At 59.9% G+C, this 14,768-nt stretch carries 17 protein-coding genes, 1 pseudogene and 1 riboswitch; of the genes and pseudogenes, 7 read left to right on the top strand and 11 right to left on the bottom strand.

Features of this window, described 5'->3' with window-relative positions; genetic code table 11:
• Positions 1 to 199, bottom strand: a riboswitch (cobalamin riboswitch).
• A gap of 378 nt (positions 200 to 577) precedes the next feature.
• The 4 genes from AC0L3H_RS17975 to AC0L3H_RS17960 all read right to left on the bottom strand — a co-directional run bounded on the left by AC0L3H_RS17975 (position 578) and on the right by AC0L3H_RS17960 (position 4,628).
• Positions 578 to 1,570, bottom strand: a complete 993-nt coding sequence (locus AC0L3H_RS17975) for an adenosine kinase (RefSeq protein WP_473586340.1) — start codon at positions 1,568 to 1,570, stop codon at positions 578 to 580.
• A gap of 109 nt (positions 1,571 to 1,679) precedes the next feature.
• Positions 1,680 to 2,855, bottom strand: a complete 1,176-nt coding sequence (gene metK / locus AC0L3H_RS17970) for a methionine adenosyltransferase (protein WP_473586339.1) — start codon at positions 2,853 to 2,855, stop codon at positions 1,680 to 1,682.
• A gap of 54 nt (positions 2,856 to 2,909) precedes the next feature.
• A complete protein-coding gene (locus tag AC0L3H_RS17965; protein ID WP_473586352.1) occupies positions 2,910 to 4,247 on the bottom strand; it encodes a serine hydroxymethyltransferase in 1,338 nt (445 codons plus the stop codon).
• Between the two features lie 30 nt (positions 4,248 to 4,277).
• Positions 4,278 to 4,628: an ArsR/SmtB family transcription factor gene (locus AC0L3H_RS17960; protein WP_473492015.1), complete on the bottom strand. Its 351-nt coding sequence runs from the start codon at positions 4,626 to 4,628 to the stop codon at positions 4,278 to 4,280.
• 281 nt (positions 4,629 to 4,909) lie between these two features.
• Here AC0L3H_RS17960 and AC0L3H_RS17955 point away from each other — a divergent pair, with 281 nt between their 5' ends.
• The 3 genes from AC0L3H_RS17955 to AC0L3H_RS17945 all read left to right on the top strand — a co-directional run bounded on the left by AC0L3H_RS17955 (position 4,910) and on the right by AC0L3H_RS17945 (position 6,670).
• Positions 4,910 to 5,113, top strand: coding sequence for a hypothetical protein (locus AC0L3H_RS17955; protein WP_473492014.1), 204 nt, complete (start codon positions 4,910 to 4,912; stop codon positions 5,111 to 5,113).
• A 77-nt stretch (positions 5,114 to 5,190) separates the two neighbouring features.
• Complete coding sequence (locus AC0L3H_RS17950; protein ID WP_473518269.1) at positions 5,191 to 5,808, top strand: type IV toxin-antitoxin system AbiEi family antitoxin domain-containing protein; 618 nt, start codon at positions 5,191 to 5,193, stop codon at positions 5,806 to 5,808.
• On the top strand, positions 5,801 to 6,670 hold the full coding sequence (locus tag AC0L3H_RS17945) for a nucleotidyl transferase AbiEii/AbiGii toxin family protein (RefSeq protein WP_473586338.1): 870 nt from the start codon (positions 5,801 to 5,803) through the stop codon (positions 6,668 to 6,670). Before AC0L3H_RS17950 ends, AC0L3H_RS17945 begins: the two co-directional genes overlap by 8 nt.
• Before the next feature lie 544 nt (positions 6,671 to 7,214).
• Here AC0L3H_RS17945 and AC0L3H_RS17940 read toward each other — a convergent pair.
• From AC0L3H_RS17940 to AC0L3H_RS17925, 4 genes and pseudogenes are all read right to left on the bottom strand, one after another.
• Positions 7,215 to 7,556 (bottom strand): annotated as a pseudogene (locus tag AC0L3H_RS17940) (DUF5131 family protein); the annotation flags it as partial.
• A gap of 36 nt (positions 7,557 to 7,592) precedes the next feature.
• On the bottom strand, positions 7,593 to 8,024 hold the full coding sequence (locus tag AC0L3H_RS17935; RefSeq protein WP_473586337.1) for a PIN domain-containing protein: 432 nt from the start codon (positions 8,022 to 8,024) through the stop codon (positions 7,593 to 7,595).
• Positions 8,021 to 8,320, bottom strand: a complete 300-nt coding sequence (locus tag AC0L3H_RS17930; RefSeq protein WP_473586336.1) for a hypothetical protein — start codon at positions 8,318 to 8,320, stop codon at positions 8,021 to 8,023. Before AC0L3H_RS17930 ends, AC0L3H_RS17935 begins: the two co-directional genes overlap by 4 nt.
• Positions 8,321 to 8,954: 634 nt before the next feature.
• Positions 8,955 to 9,587 carry a BRCT domain-containing protein gene (locus AC0L3H_RS17925; RefSeq protein ID WP_473586335.1) on the bottom strand — a complete coding sequence of 211 codons (633 nt, stop codon included), beginning with the start codon at positions 9,585 to 9,587 and terminating at the stop codon, positions 8,955 to 8,957.
• A 612-nt stretch (positions 9,588 to 10,199) separates the two neighbouring features.
• Here AC0L3H_RS17925 and AC0L3H_RS17920 point away from each other — a divergent pair.
• Complete coding sequence (locus AC0L3H_RS17920; RefSeq protein ID WP_473586334.1) at positions 10,200 to 10,493, top strand: hypothetical protein; 294 nt, start codon at positions 10,200 to 10,202, stop codon at positions 10,491 to 10,493.
• Positions 10,494 to 10,873: 380 nt separating this feature from the next.
• On the opposite strand, the gene AC0L3H_RS17915 is transcribed toward AC0L3H_RS17920, so the two are convergent.
• On the bottom strand, positions 10,874 to 11,203 hold the full coding sequence (locus tag AC0L3H_RS17915; protein ID WP_473586333.1) for a helix-turn-helix domain-containing protein: 330 nt from the start codon (positions 11,201 to 11,203) through the stop codon (positions 10,874 to 10,876).
• Between the two features lie 780 nt (positions 11,204 to 11,983).
• On the opposite strand from AC0L3H_RS17915, the gene AC0L3H_RS17910 reads away from it, so the two are divergent.
• From AC0L3H_RS17910 to AC0L3H_RS17900, 3 genes are all read left to right on the top strand, one after another.
• On the top strand, positions 11,984 to 12,328 hold the full coding sequence (locus tag AC0L3H_RS17910) for a hypothetical protein (RefSeq protein WP_473586332.1): 345 nt from the start codon (positions 11,984 to 11,986) through the stop codon (positions 12,326 to 12,328).
• 403 nt (positions 12,329 to 12,731) lie between these two features.
• A complete protein-coding gene (locus tag AC0L3H_RS17905) occupies positions 12,732 to 13,025 on the top strand; it encodes a DUF6088 family protein (protein WP_473586351.1) in 294 nt (97 codons plus the stop codon).
• Positions 12,968 to 13,126, top strand: coding sequence for a DUF6088 family protein (locus tag AC0L3H_RS17900; protein ID WP_473586331.1), 159 nt, complete (start codon positions 12,968 to 12,970; stop codon positions 13,124 to 13,126). The genes AC0L3H_RS17905 and AC0L3H_RS17900 overlap by 58 nt, the downstream gene beginning before the upstream one ends.
• A 451-nt stretch (positions 13,127 to 13,577) precedes the next feature.
• On the opposite strand, the gene AC0L3H_RS17895 is transcribed toward AC0L3H_RS17900, so the two are convergent.
• Together AC0L3H_RS17895 and AC0L3H_RS17890 are read right to left on the bottom strand one after the other, a co-directional pair.
• Positions 13,578 to 14,042, bottom strand: a complete 465-nt coding sequence (locus AC0L3H_RS17895) for a (2Fe-2S)-binding protein (RefSeq protein ID WP_473586330.1) — start codon at positions 14,040 to 14,042, stop codon at positions 13,578 to 13,580.
• Positions 14,043 to 14,226: 184 nt separating this feature from the next.
• Positions 14,227 to 14,637, bottom strand: coding sequence for a molybdopterin cofactor-binding domain-containing protein (locus tag AC0L3H_RS17890; protein WP_473586329.1), 411 nt, complete (start codon positions 14,635 to 14,637; stop codon positions 14,227 to 14,229).
• Between the last annotated feature and the right edge of the window lie 131 nt (positions 14,638 to 14,768).

Here is a 14,768-nt window from a genome sequence, read left to right as displayed (position 1 = left end):
TGGACGTTGTTCACCGTGGCAGGTCTCCTGGCTCGCGGGTCACAGCCTCTGCCCCGTCTTCCCGGGTCAGTTCGCCCCAGTGACATTGGTGGGTTGGCTCGCCGCTTACAGTTGCGGGGGCAGCGCCGGATTGCACCGGCTTCCCTCTTAGCTCCGCTACGGCAACGCCGTGCGGAGAACCACGACGCGCCGACAATCGCAGTAGCTCCCTTTGTTATCAATGCCGTATAAAGACATGTTTATGTGTTTACGTGAACCGTTCACCTGCCGTGTTCCCAAGTCGCAGGTCGCGGGTAGAGCTGAGCCATTTGCGCCACTCTCCGGTTTGCGCAGGCTGTGCCTGCTCGCTCGGGCATCTGTCAATTGTACGATCCCGGCTCAAAACGACCTTCGTCAAAAATGGCGCGTGTTGGCCATTGATGATCGGGCGGCAGTACTGGCCCGTCCCTGAGCCTCAAGAAATCAGAAATTTGGAGAAAACCGCCATCCTTTACGGACGGGTACGCGACGCTTTACCCGCGCTTGTCTGGACAGCCCGCAAACGGGAAGGTGGGCAGCACGTGGCGGAAATGCCGCCCTACAACAGCCCCGCCTGTTCAGCCTCGCGGCGCAAATTCTGCCGCGGCCTGGGGCCGATCTGCTGGATCACCAGCCCGGCCGCCAGCGATCCGAGATCGCCGCAATGCTGCAGGCTGCGCCCTTGCGTGTAGCCGTAGAGGAAACCGGCGGCATAGAGGTCGCCGGCGCCGATCGTATCGACCAACTCGCGGATTTTCGTCGCATCGATGGTGACGGTCTCGTCGCCGCGCACGATAACCGAGCCCTTTTCCGAGCGGGTGACGGCGGCGATCTTGCAATCCCTGCGGATCTGGGCCAGCGCCTCGTCGAAGGAGGCGGTCTGGTAGAGCGACTTGATCTCGTGGCTGTTGGCAAAGACGATGTCGACGGTGCCCGAGCGCATCAGCTCCAGAAACTCGTCGCGGTAGCGGTCGACGCAGAACGAATCCGACAATGTCATCGACACTTCGCGCCCGGCTGCATGGGCGAGCTTCGCCGTCTGCCGGAACGCTTCCTTGGCGCGCGGCGGGTCCCACAGATAGCCCTCGAAATAGGTGACGGCGGCGCCAGACGCCTTGTCCGCTTCGACATCCTCAGGACCGAGCTCGACGCAAGCGCCGAGATAGGTGTTCATCGAGCGCTCGCCGTCCGGCGTGACGAAGATCATCGAGCGCGCCGTCGGCGGTTCGCCATTGAGTGGCCTGGTGTCGAAGGCGACGCCCTGCGCGTGCATGTCATGGGCGTAGATTTCGCCGAGCGTGTCGTTCGAGACCTTGCCGAAGAAGGCGGCGCGGCCGCCGAAGCTGGCGACGCCGGCCGCCGTGTTGCCGGCACTGCCGCCGGACGCCTCGATCGCCGGACCCATGCTGCTGTAGAGCAGCTCGGCGCGCCTTGTGTCGATGAGGTTCATCGCGCCCTTGATGATGCCGTTGGTCTCGAGGAATGCCTCGTCGCACTGCGCGATGATGTCGACGATGGCATTACCGATACAAAGCACGTCATATTTCGACATCAGTGTCTCCGCCAAAAAGCCGAGCCGGCTTCTCGCCACGCCGGGGCCGGCGTGTTTTTGGCGAGTGTGGAATGGGTCGCCCCATGCCGACGCATCCAATACCCGCGCATCACGCAGCTGCCGGTCCTGCCTCACGCAACAGGTCGTCAGCTCTGTCCGTCTTTTCCCAGGTGAACTCCGGCTCTTCGCGGCCGAAGTGTCCGTATGTCGCGGTCTTGCGGTAAATCGGCCGTAAGAGATCAAGCGCCTTGATGATGCCTTTCGGCCGGAGATCGAAAAGCTCAAGGACGGCGCGCTCGATCCTTTTTTCATCAATCTTTGCGGTTCCGAATGTATTGACGAGGATAGAGACCGGCGCGGCCACACCAATCGCGTAAGCAAGCTGAACCTCGCACACCTGCGCCAGTCCGCTGGCAACGACGTTTTTTGCAACGTACCGCGCCGCATAGGCGGCCGACCGATCAACCTTGGACGGGTCCTTGCCCGAAAAGGCACCGCCGCCGTGACGCCCCATACCGCCGTAGGAATCGACGATGATCTTGCGGCCGGTAAGCCCGCAATCGCCGCGCGGCCCACCGACCACGAACCGGCCTGTTGGATTGACCAGGAACCTTATCCCGGTCGTATCCAAGTCGTGGGGCAAGACCGGCCTTATGATCTCCTCAATGACGCCTTCGCGGACCGTGGCTTGTGAGACCTCTTCGTCGTGCTGCGTTGACAGGACTATGGTATCAAGCGCTACCGGGCGCAAACCCTCATAACGGACGGATACTTGAGATTTAACGTCCGGGCGAAGCCAGCCAAGGCGTCCGGTTTGGCGCACCTCTGCCTGTTTTTTTGTCAAATCGTGAGCAAGTTGGATTGGCAACGGCATCAATGTTTCGGTCTCGTTGCACGCGTACCCGAACATGAGGCCCTGATCCCCCGCTCCATGCTCGAGATCTTGCCCTCGTCCCTCGTCGACGCCCTGGCTGATGTCAGGCGACTGCTCGGTCAAGGCCAAGATCACGGCGCAACGCCGGCCGTCAAAGCCGATCGCATCGTCGTCATATCCAATGTCCAAAATGATATCGCGGGCAACTTGGCTGTAGTCGATCTGCGCGTGGCTGGTGATCTCGCCAGCCAGAACGACCATCCCTGACTTCACCAACGCTTCGCAAGCAACTCGGGCCGTCGAATCCCTGCGAAGGATCGCATCAAGCACGCCATCTGAGATATTGTCGGCCATCTTGTCGGGATGTCCCGCGCCGACGGATTCGGAAGAAAACACGAATTGTCTGGTCATGGAATGTCCTCGCTTCAAACGTTGGAATTGGATGTGACAGTTGATCCGGCCGCCTTACCTGTCGGAGATGCCAGGCACGTCGAACGCAGCGCAGAAGTCGGCAACGTCTCTGCGCACTCTGGCATGCATGTCCGAATCATCGGGCTGGCGACAGACCAGGTCGATGAAAGCGGCAATCTGCACCATTTCCGCCTCGCGCATGCCCACAGACGTCACTGCTGGCGTGCCTAAACGTATGCCGCTGGTGAGCGCGGGATGGCGCCGGTCGCCCGGCACCATGTTGAAATTCGTAATGATACCTGCTTGCGACAAGCGATCGGCATAGACTTTCCCAGACAGCGGCCGGTCCCTAAGATCAAGGATCAGCATGTGATTGTCAGTGCCCCCCGTGACGAGTTCATAACCTCGCTCCAGAAGGGCCCGGGCCAGAGCCTTGGCGTTGTTGACGATCTGCTGACCGTACACACGGAAGGATGCATTCCCTGCTTCGTGCAGAGCGACAGCTAGCGCGGCAATGGTATTCATGTGCGGTCCGCCCTGGAGGAGAGGGAACACGGCACGGTCTATGCGTTTGGCCAGATTGTGTTTGCTCTTGGAATGGTAGAGCGCCTGATAGCGGTCTTCATTCCTTGACAAGATGAAGCCACCGCGGGGGCCGCGGATCGATTTGTGAGAGGTGCTGGTGACAACATCGCAATGGCTAACGGGATTCGGATGCACTCCTGCGACAACGAGACCGCTGATGTGGGCGATGTCGGCCACCAGATAGGAGTTCACCTCCGAAGCAATTTCGGCCATTGCCTCATAGTCAAAGATACGCGGATAAGCAGTTCCGCCGACCCAAATGAGCTTCGGTCGTTCCCGTTTGGCCGTCTCGCGCAAACGGTCATGGTCAATCTGCTGCGTCTTTTCGTGCAGCCCGTACGGAACTCGCTGATAGTCAGTGCCAGAGAAGTTGACGGCCCAACCGTGCGTCAGATGCCCGCCGCCGGGGAGGGTCAAGCCCATCATCTTGTCTCCCGGACACAACAGCGCTCGACAGACAGCCTGATTGGCCGGCGAGCCGGAATAAGGCTGCACGTTGGCGTGTTCACAGCCGAATAGCGCCTTCAATCGCTCGATGGCGAGGTTCTCAAGCTCATCGACAATCTCGTTTCCGGCGTAGTAGCGCGCGCCGGGATATCCCTCGGCATACTTGTTGGTGAAAATAGACCCGGTCGCTTCCAGCACCGCCGAGGACGCGAAGTTCTCGGAGGCGATAAGTTTGAGGGTCGTCCGCTCCTGGCGCTCCTGTCTTAAAAGCAGCTCGTGAACGCGAGAATCTGCGACAGCCAGGTGAGGCCACTCGCAAGTGTCAAGCTCCGCGATGGCGCCGCCAGTCGAATTGTTCATATCAGCTTCGCGCTCCATTGGGACTAAGTTTCAGGACAAGCAGGCGGCCACCTTGGACCGCGCGCCCTGTATCGCCTCCAGGCGCTGTAGGTCTTGTCTGTGATGGCCATCGCCGTGGGGCAGGAGATCAACCAACAATTGAACCAAGCCGCCGTCCGAGCCTCCTGCTTCGAGGTGGTACGAAGGCCAGGGGCGATGTTCGTTGCCGAGAAGAAAGCCGGCTCTGGCGAGCTGGCGCACGTGTGCGACCACGTGCTCCTGAGACAGACTCAGAACTTCTGCTAGCTCGCAGACGGTCAGGTCCGCATGCGCACAAAGTCCCAGGATTCGAAGTCGATCAAGATGAGCCGCGGCCTTTAGGCGCCTGACCAGTGTCATCATCGGCCGGCACTCCTTGTATTGACTTCCTCCATTTGGCGTCCTCCCACTCTTTCAGAGGCAATCTTGCCGTCCGACGAGGTCATACGCCCGACCGCATCGCAGATCGTTTCCGATACGTCACGGTCTCGACCCGCAGCCCAAATGATAGGCTCAACGTACATATTCTCAGCGGTTTAGAGTGCTAAAAGTCCGCGATTTTCTTTGAAGGATCTGTTGCGACACGTGCATACCGGATGCGCCCCAGCACAACGGCGGCTGCGCGGTAAGGCCGGCTTGCGAAGATGCGGCGTACGGCCGAGGCCTTCATGCGCCGGTCGCCGCGCGATGGGACGCTCAGCATCGACGGGGATGAAATCCATCTTGTCCATGGCTCCGATCTCTATCCCGATGGACCACATCCCAAGGAAACCGATATCCTGCTCGAAGGCGCCGCCGTCCACGGCGAGCTCAAAGTATGGCTGCGGCGCAAGGCTCAATGCGGCTGACGATTGGCTTCCATTGATACTCAACCAGTGATACAAATCCTCGGACTGTAACCACTTAGTTCCGAGATTTCGTATCAATGCCAGAGCCCGCTCCCCAGCGCCAAATCGCCCACGCACTTCTGACAGTGCGCGGAATCGCGCGTCTCGCGGAGCTGCGCAACGCCGGCGTAACAGCGGCCACGATGAGTCGCATGGAACGGGATGGGGAGGTGCTCCGGCTCGCACGCGGCCTCTACCAGCTCTCCGATGCGCCGCTCGACGCTAATCATAGCCTAGCCGAGGCTGCCAAGCGCGTACCCAAAGGCGTTGTCTGCCTTGTGTCAGCCCTGGCATTCCACCAGCTGACGGATCAGCTTCCGAGACAGGTATGGCTGGCCATCGGCCAGAAGGACTGGGCTCCCAAACCCAACGGCACACCCATCCGCATCGTGCGTTTTACCGAAAGTCTGCTCAACGACAGCGTCGAAACTCATGTTGTCGAGGGCGTGACCGTAAAAGTCTTTGGGGTTGTCAAAACAATCGCGGACTGTTTTCGATATCGCAACAAGATCGGCCTGTCGGTGGCGATCGAGGGCCTCCAGGAAGCGCTTCGCCAGCGCAAGGCCACGCCCGGCGAAATTGCCAGGCAGGCTGAGCGTGGCGGTGTCGCCACGGTCATCCGGCCGTATATCGAGGCGCTGACGGCCAATGGCTAAAGAGATCAAGAACATCGGCGCCTCAGTGCGCGCACGTCTGCTGCAACTCGCCAAGGTAAGTGGCCAGACCCTCGATCTGGTTCTGACCCGCTTCGCCCTCGAGCGGCTGCTTTTCCGGCTTAGCCAGTCACCCCACGCCGACCGCTTCGTGCTGAAGGGCGCGATGCTGATGATGAGCTGGTTCGATGATCCGCACCGCAGCACCCGCGACCTTGACCTGCTGGGTTTTGGCGATCCGAGCGCGGAGCCGATGCTGGCGACGTTTCGGGAGGTCCTGGCGCAGGACGCTAGCGATGGCGTCGAGTTCGACGCTGACGCACTCCGGGTCGACCGCATTCGCGAGGAGCTGGAGTATGGTGGGCTCAGGCTGCGGACGACGGCCTCGATCAGCGGCGCCCGGGTCAGCCTGACGATCGACATCGGCTTTGGCGATGCGCTGGAGCCTGGTGCCGAAGAGCTGGACTATCCTTCCATGCTCGACTTTCCCATGCCCCGGCTGCGGGCTTATGCGCGGGAAACCGTCATTGCCGAGAAATGTCAGGCGATGGTGGCGCTGGGGCGGGCGAATAGCAGGATGAAGGACTTCTACGACATCTGGATTCTTAGCCGGTCCTTCACCTTCGACGACGACAGGTTGCCACGAGCGATCGCCGCCACCTTCGCGCGGCGCGGAACGGCGATACCTCAAGACCTGCCCGATGCGCTGACGTCGGCCTTTGCCGAGGATGCGCAAAAGCAGCGACAGTGGCGCGCGTTTGTTGGAGAAGTCGCTCACGATCCGGGTGATCTTGGGAACGTCATTAGAGATGTAGCTGCATTCCTTATGCCCCAGGCAGCCTCAGCAGCGAGCTTGGGCCAATGAGCAGCTTGATTTCCACTGTAGGATTGTGGGGAGCGGACAAGGCGGTCGCGCTGAGTGGATATACGCCCCATCAGCACGTCCCAAGTCCGATCGAGCTCACTTCTCTGCTCCAGAGCGCGTATCGGGTCCAACGTTCAGGCCAGTATCGCTCGCGGCGGCCGTAGCGAGAGCCGCTACGACCCGAGACGATGGGCCGGTCGCAAATGAACCGGTCGAACTGTCTGGGCGATACTCATCGAGATCCCTCCCTGGGATGCACGCCCCTGGCCAGGATTCTCACAGCAGATTGTCCGATTGCTGCGCATACGTAGGGCCGGGCGGGGGCACAAACCGGTAGACGTTTTTCAAAATGCAATGTGTGTCGCTATTTCTCGGCTTCAGACCGATCGCCTCCCATTCGCAGATCGGCGGTGTCCTCGGAGTCTTTTGGGATCTGGAGGGAGATGCGCCAATCGTTCGTTTTTCGCCGGCGCGAGGCGAATTCGACGCGGTGGATCGCGGCCATCTCGTCGGATGCGTATTCGACCTTGTGCCCCTCATCGAGAGTGATCTGCTCGGCCTCGCGCATGACCTTCCAGACCTTGAGGATGAACTCGTCGCTGACACCCTCGTGAAAGAGGTCGCTCGTCGAATTTACAAAGATTTTTCGCGGTTTCTTCCATCCGTAGGGAATGGCCAGCGCCTCGCGGTATTCCCGCACCACGCCATTCCACACCGTGCGCTTTCCCGTTTTACGGGTAAGCCCCGCATATTTCGCGATGCCCATGGCCTCAAGGCGTTTGGCCATCTCCATTGCATAATAATGGGTGCAGCCTGCCGTAACGATCGAGCATCCTGCGACCGGGTTCCAAGTGGAGTCTGTCCACTCTATCTGAGTTTCAGCCATCTTGCCCTCCCGAGCATTCCTTGACCCGCCGCCGCATCAGACCGCTCCGCGTATCGGATTGACGACCTCGAGCCCGGCAAAGTCTTTTTCGTTATCCGTCACCAGCACGCATTCGTTCGCACCAGCGACAGCGGCGATGATCATGTCCAGCCCGCTGCGGGGCATGCCGGCCACTTTTCCTTCTGCCATCAGCCGAGCCCAGATCAGCCCCGCCTTGTCGTCGAACGACATGATGCGGCCCGCAAACAGCGCCTGCGGCCCCTCAGGCCCAGAGAACCACTTGTCGAGTGCGTCGCGTTTCTTGCCACGAGGTTTCTCCAGAACCCCGCGAAGGATTTCTGCAACGGTCAGCGAGGCGATGAACAAGTCCTCGTCACGCTGTCTCGACATCCATGCCAGAAGCGATTCCGACGGCTGCGATTTGACGACATTGCTGATGATGTTGGTATCGAGGAGGTAGCGTGTCACAGGTCGATCTTGCGTCCCTCTTCACGGGGGCGGGAAAGATCGAGATCAGCGCCGACTAGTGGAGAACGACGCAAGGCGGCGAGGATTCCGCCGAGCTTGGGCGGCTCGCCAGCGATGGTCCGGCTGACAGCAGCGCGCAGGCTAGAGGCATCCGGCCCATCTTCGGCCAGGCGGCGAGCCAAAGATCGAATAAGGTCGCGATCGGCATCGCGGCCAAGCACTTCGAAGCGCGCCAAGCCGCGCTCGCTGAGGCGAGATCGATAGTTTTGAATGGCGCGTTTTTGCGAGCTGCCCATAGTTGCCTCCGACATATTTCCAGTAATATAACCAGAACGCAGGGGTTGATCAAGGCGCGGGCAGTCCGGGCGGTGCTCCCTTGCGGTTGGATGGCATCGGTCTAGGATGCATGTTGTGCGACGATATTTTTTGACGAGCGTCGAGCAGGCCGCCGGGCGGCCGCCAGGTGCAAAATCGTCCACCGGTCCCGATAGTTGACGAAACCTCAAACATATTTTTTCGGCGATTTTCCCTAAAATAGAAAGCGTAGCTTTTTGACGCCTCAGGGTCGTGGCCAGAAAACATTCGGCAGCAACTTCAATGGGGTTATATGTTGTTTAAACAACCGCGTGGCCTTCGTTGAGGGGCATCGATCCGGCTCCTGTTCCGAGCGGAGGACTATCCCCGCTGACAGCCGCCCGACGTGTCGGGCTGAGCGCTGCAATCACGGCGCAGGCGCAGCCGCAGCGGCGGCATGCTCGCAGCCGATCCTTTGCGGGTTGATGACGCCAGGTGCCGCCGCTACCCGCCTTGAAAAACGACCCGTATCAGGATTCACAAAGGCTCAGGTGTTCAGACTCCGCGCTTCCGACGACTAGGCTCTGAAGCCGCACCTCCAAGACAATAGGGTTTCCCTTTGCCGGATGGAGGCGGTCAGAAACCCAACGCTTTGGCCAGCATCGGTTCAAGAACCAGATCCGGCCGACCTCCCTTTTCGCGAAGCTCCATTGCCCTTATGATCTTCGTGCCTTCGTGGCTGTGCTTCCAGTCCCGAGACGCTTCGGCCGCGACGATGAGGTAGTCGGTCTGGCCGCAGACGGTGTCTTTCCAATCACCGCCGCGTTCGCAAATCATCGCAGCGATTACCTTTCGCGGGCCGATGGCGAATTTTCCCGTGAGGACGAACATCCGGCTCGGAATCACGAACTGGCTTGCATCCTCCAAGGCGCCGTCAATGACGCCCACATTGCCGAAGGTAGGCAGCCCCGTCTCGGTCGCGCTGTCGCCGACAAGACGGGCAATCCACCCGCATATGTCTTCTGCCTCGTCGGCGGTTATGCGAAGCTCGGCAGCATCATCGTCGTGAAGAAGGGACAGGAACTGCTCAGCTTCGACCCTGAGTGGCGGCATCTCAGCCCGCTCGACCCGCTCGCTGGCCATCACGCCCTTCAAGAACCCGAGCCAGTACCCCAACGCCTTGCGGTGATTTGCCTGCGCATGGACTCTACCGAGCGCGGCCCCTTCGTGTTCGAGTTTACCGCTCCTTCCGCGGAACACTTCAACCATTGTCGCCCCCCTCGACTCTACTTTCAATTGTAGCAGACACCACAACACTCATTTATCCGCCGACTAGACAAGGCGTGCCGAAACAGGAAGGCTTAATCCCGTTAGCTCCTTGCCTTTTGAAATCGGTAGGGCCAGGTTGCCACCCCCAGGAACGGCGTTTCGCCCGAGCGGTCGACCAAAGAAGACGCTCTGGACTCACCAAGGTCAGGCCGCCTGAACCCGCTCCGCCTCCGACGCGCTCTGTCCCTCGCGCAGCCGTGCTCATCCTCAAGGGAACGCTCCGCTCAAGCCCTTGCGGAGTGCGCGCGCCTGCGCTTAATGGGACGCGCGACGGCGGCTCCGGGATCAGGCTTGGTTCCAGACCGCTCGTGCGGGAACCTAAAGCTCGCAGACCGCCTTTCGCCCACTGTGCCGACCCTGTTCTGTCCCTGGCGCTGCCGTGCTTTTCACCTTTGATTGCATCTGCCGAATTCTCGCGTATCCTGCGGCTGCGCATGTGAGCACAAGGTGGCGCCTGGCGCTTCGACGAGCCACCCCAGCAAGAACCAGCGTCGGCATGGCGACCGAAAATGCTGAGGCAAGAGACCGCCACTCCAGAAGGAAACGTTCGTCATGGATTCCCATGCCGTTATTGCGTCCCTGCCAGTCGCCGGGGCCGACCGTAACTTGCTTATCGAGGCCGCCAACGCCGCGTTCGAAAGGGTCATTGAGCGGATTGAGCCGGCCAATGAGAAGCTGACTCGCACCCTTTGGGACGCCGAGTCCTATATCGATAATGAAATCACGGCAGACATGTTGCCTATTTCCCGGGACGAGGCTGCGTACCTCGTCGATGTGTTCGCGGTGCATCATGTCATCGGACTAGCTGTCGCAGCAGACGAGGAGGCCGCTGAACCCCGGCCGTGAACCTCCCCGGAGGCAGCTGGATCTGCCTGCAACATTCTCGCGGGCCGCGCGATCAATGCAGTGACCTTTGCCACACCTCTTCAAGGGTGGCGGTGAGCCGGTTTATCTAGGAGGCGGTGGCGGCCAGTTCCGGGCCGTAGCGGTGACGAGATATTCCGGTTCTGGCTAAGGGACTGGAGATGCTTGGCCGTCTTCGCGCGAAGGCGCAGGCCCGCCTCCAGGGCGTGCTCCGTGCGTCTCGACAGGTCGTGCTGCAGTTTGCGGATCTGATTGGGATATGCCGCCGATGGAGCGAAGCGCCGGGTTAGAGTTCATTGGCATGCCGAGTAGCCGCGCGATGGAGTGGCCGTTCCGACGGCCCTCTCCCCAGACTTAGATTACTAGGGAGACGGCGCCACCACTTCGTCCTCCATGTCGAGCGATTTTTCGACTGCCTCCGGATTCCGGGCGATGGTCCAAAGCAGAGTATTCGCCGCTGCATCCGGTTCCGAGCGACCTTGCTCCCAGTTTCGAAGCGTTGCCAGATCGAGGCCATACCTCACGGAGAACGCCTCCTGGGACAGCTTAGTGCTATCCCGAACTTCGCGAACGCTTATCGGCCGCGGCGCATGAACCTTCGCGATCACTCCTGCGGACGAGAGTTCGTCCTTCAGTGCCCGCAGGTCGTCGACGCAAGGAACAGTCACGAACGCCTTGCCATGATCGACCATCTCCGTGAGGACCGCATGGGCCGTCCTCAGCGGCAGCTGTCTCCTGACGAGAACCCGAGCAGCCTCAGGAGTATTCGCGCCGTGTAGAAAGCTGAGGCTCAGCCGGACGGGAGAGCCTGACGACACCTGGACGACATCCCGGGTTCGCACCCGTTGTCCGAACCGCTCCATGAACTTCGATGTAGTCGACATTAAGCTTCTCCGCGATCACTCGACCGAGCTTGAGCATTTGGACCAACCCATTGGACCTGGGCATCGCCCCCAATATGGAGGTCACGGACAACAAGATGGTTGCTGCTCATCTCCACGTCCCCCAATAGCTGAAGCACGCCATCGGGCGTGACGACATCAAAGAGAAGGCATGGGTCCTCCGAATGTCAGCGTCGTCCACAATGAGTTCGATTTGATCGGGCTACAGAAGCGATCCCTACGCAAGTTGCTTATAGAAAGTATATGTCAGTGCTGGCGAGGGTCAAGGACCTCACTGATCTCCGAATTGGCGCGATGCTAGCAACAGCCGAATCGTGCCGGCTTGGCGCTGCCGGGCCGCTCGGATGAGGTGAAAACTCACAACTGCGAGCTTGGCCCGGGAGCGCCTACGACCTGGTGCTCCGAGTAGACTCCGCCATCGGGTCGCTTGCAGCCCTGACATCCCTCCTTTTGGAGACTTTCAGCAACGCAACCTCCAGGGCTGCGAACGACCGCTTTATTTCGGGTTGAAAAATTCACTTGCCTGCGATGTTGTCTAAAATCGATAAACGGGACCTGCGAGGAACCCCGATGACGAAGACAGCTGTACGTATGCGTCGCGGCCAAGGATCCGTGGGCAAGCGAACGAGAACCGTTCCCAAACTGGCTGAGAAATTGCAGATGCGTCGCTTGGCCAGGATTAACGCCGTTCTGCAGAGGGCGGAAGAATCCGGCCTGCGCGCTGAGAAGGACGGCAGGATTGCGGGACGGGTGAGTGCTGAGCTCATTAAGAAGGCCAAAGCTCGAACCGGATTGACATCTGATGCCGAGCTCGTCGAATTTGCGTTGGCCAATGTGGCTATGGAAGACGACTTCGCCGAGACCTTCAGGACAACACGGGGAACTGTGGATCCGACGCTGAAGCTCGGATTCTGAATTCGCCGATTTCGACTTTGGTGCGGCCATAAGATGCTCGCGATTTGATTCCAAAAAACCTTGAGCCGCGGCCCCGACATGGAGCTGCCAATCATCGGCAACCTCGTCGGGCCTGAAGTTCCGGGCGAAGGCGGCAATGATCCAGCCATCTTCGGCAGTCGCCTGACCCGGGATGCCTCATTCGTCCACGCAGGACGGCTCCAAGATCTGCGGCAGCCTTGATCCCGTTTCAAAAAAGCTCAATGCAGACTTACGGTTATGGATAGGCAGGCCGCGTGATAATTTGGATGGGATATAGCGTCCAGATTTGGCCATAGCCGATCTTGAACTGTTATTTCCGATCAATACGATAAGAGACATTTCGGTCAGAACTCGAATCTTCTCTCTGACAGGAGCTAATGCCATGGAAGGGGTCACGCGGGCGGTTCAAATGCGTACGAAAAGAGCCAAGGAAGGTGCTTTGCTCACTTCGAAGGAATTCGTTGGCTCTGGAAACCGTGCGGCAGCCGATCAAGCCCTGAGCAGACTTGCGAAAAAGGGCGAACTGGCGCGCGTCTACAAAGGAATGTACACGCCCTCCAGGAAGACGCCGTATGGATATGTGCTGCCGGAAGCGGAAGCCGTCGTGAAGACGCTTCCTTGTCAGGTGAGAAGGTCGTCAATACCGGTGCTACGGCGGCGAACCGGCTTGGCCTGACGACACAAGTTCCGGTTCAAACAGTCTTTCTCACGACCGGAAAGTCGAAGAACCTGAAACTTGGCCGCCGCACAATACGCCTCAAGCACGCGCCCGCCTAGATCACGAGCCTGCCAAAGAACAGGTCGGGCGAAGCCATACGGGCAATCGCGCACCTTGGCCGAGCTAACGGTGTCCACTACGCGAAGTTGCTCAAGAACAGACTGACCCCCGAGGAATGGACTCGCGTAGTCGCTCTCAAGGCGAAAGTGCCCGCTTGGGTACATGCGGCGATCTCGAAAGCAGAAAATGAGCGGTGAATCCTTCTTCGATTTGAAACGGGGCCAAGAAAGAGACGCTCTTCTGGACCGCTTCAGCAACATTGGGACGCGAGCCGCATATTCTTGCGAGGCGTGCCGCGCAAGCGCAGGCACGGACGAGAACTATTTGACCGTATCGCGGCAAGCAAAGGGGGACAGGCCCGGGTTCCGGAAACAGACCGCCCGTATTGGCTGCACGTCGACCTGAGGCGTGCCGCAGGCCAAATATCCAGGAACGCCTCATCGCCGGACCTCAGCTCTGTACCAGGCCGGGCGTGCTCAGGATCACGTGACGGACCGCCTCATAATAACGTACATAACCGGTGCAACGACAAATGTGCGGCGCAAGCGCCTGCTCGATCGTGCGTTCGACATCCGCCCTGTGGACCGGCTTCTCTTTGAGATGCTCAACCAGCACGGTTGCACCGGTGACAAAGCCCGGCGTGCAATAGCCGCACTGGAACGAAAAACGTTCGACGAAGGCCTGCTGAATCGCCGAGAGCCGGACGACATCGCCATTCGCGTCGCGTTCGGCATGCGCTTCGATGGTGTGGACGGACTTGCCCTCGAAGAAGTGCGCTCCGGTGATGCAGCTCCGCATCTCGCTGGAATTTCCTTCCGGCCCATCGAGAATGATCGCGCAGGCGTGGCAGATGCCTTTGCCGCAGCCAAGCCGCGAGCCCGTAAGGTTGAGATATTCGTGCAGGAAGTCGATCATCATCAGATCGTCAGGTACGTCGACAGGACCGACCTTACGATTGTTGACGGTCATCGAAAGTGGTCGCGTGGTAACGGTCACGGCAGGGCCTGCAAAATCTTCTCTGGCGTGATCGGCGTCTGATAAAAACGCTTGCCGATCGCGTGGTTGACGGCATTGACGATGGCCGGAACGATCGCGATAATCACTCGGCCATTCCCTTTGGTGGGTCGATTTCGGAAAGCGGCGCCAACACCTCCGATGTCTGTGTCCAGACCGCGACATCCCTGGCATGCGGCAGGCGATACCGGTTCCAGTTCCACGTCCCGTCGCCGGGACCGTCCTCATAAAGCGGCAATTCCTCGAGCAAGGCGTGCCCGACGCCCATAGCCAAGCCGCCTTGGAGCTGACCCGAGACGAGCTCCGGCACGATTTGAGTGCCGCATTCGAGGATGGAATGATGCGAAAGGAGCTTCACGTCGCCTGAGGCGGTGTCCACTGCGACTTCGGCGATCGTCGCCACGCCCGTGTAACAGGTGCCGGCGGCGTTCTGGCGCTGTACCGGCGGATAGAAGACCTGGCGCCGGTCGAGAAAATGGAAGCCGCCGCAGGTCATCAGCGCCTTCAACCAGCCGGTGCGCTTTGGCCATAGCAGACCGAAAGCGCGTCGACCGGCAAGCGGACGGCGCCGACGTTCGGCACATCGAACACCGCCTCGGCCCATTGCCCGCGATTGAAGACATGGAC

This window comes from Mesorhizobium sp. WSM4816, assembly GCF_055811535.1.
This window is presented reverse-complemented; position numbering and strand designations above follow the sequence as displayed.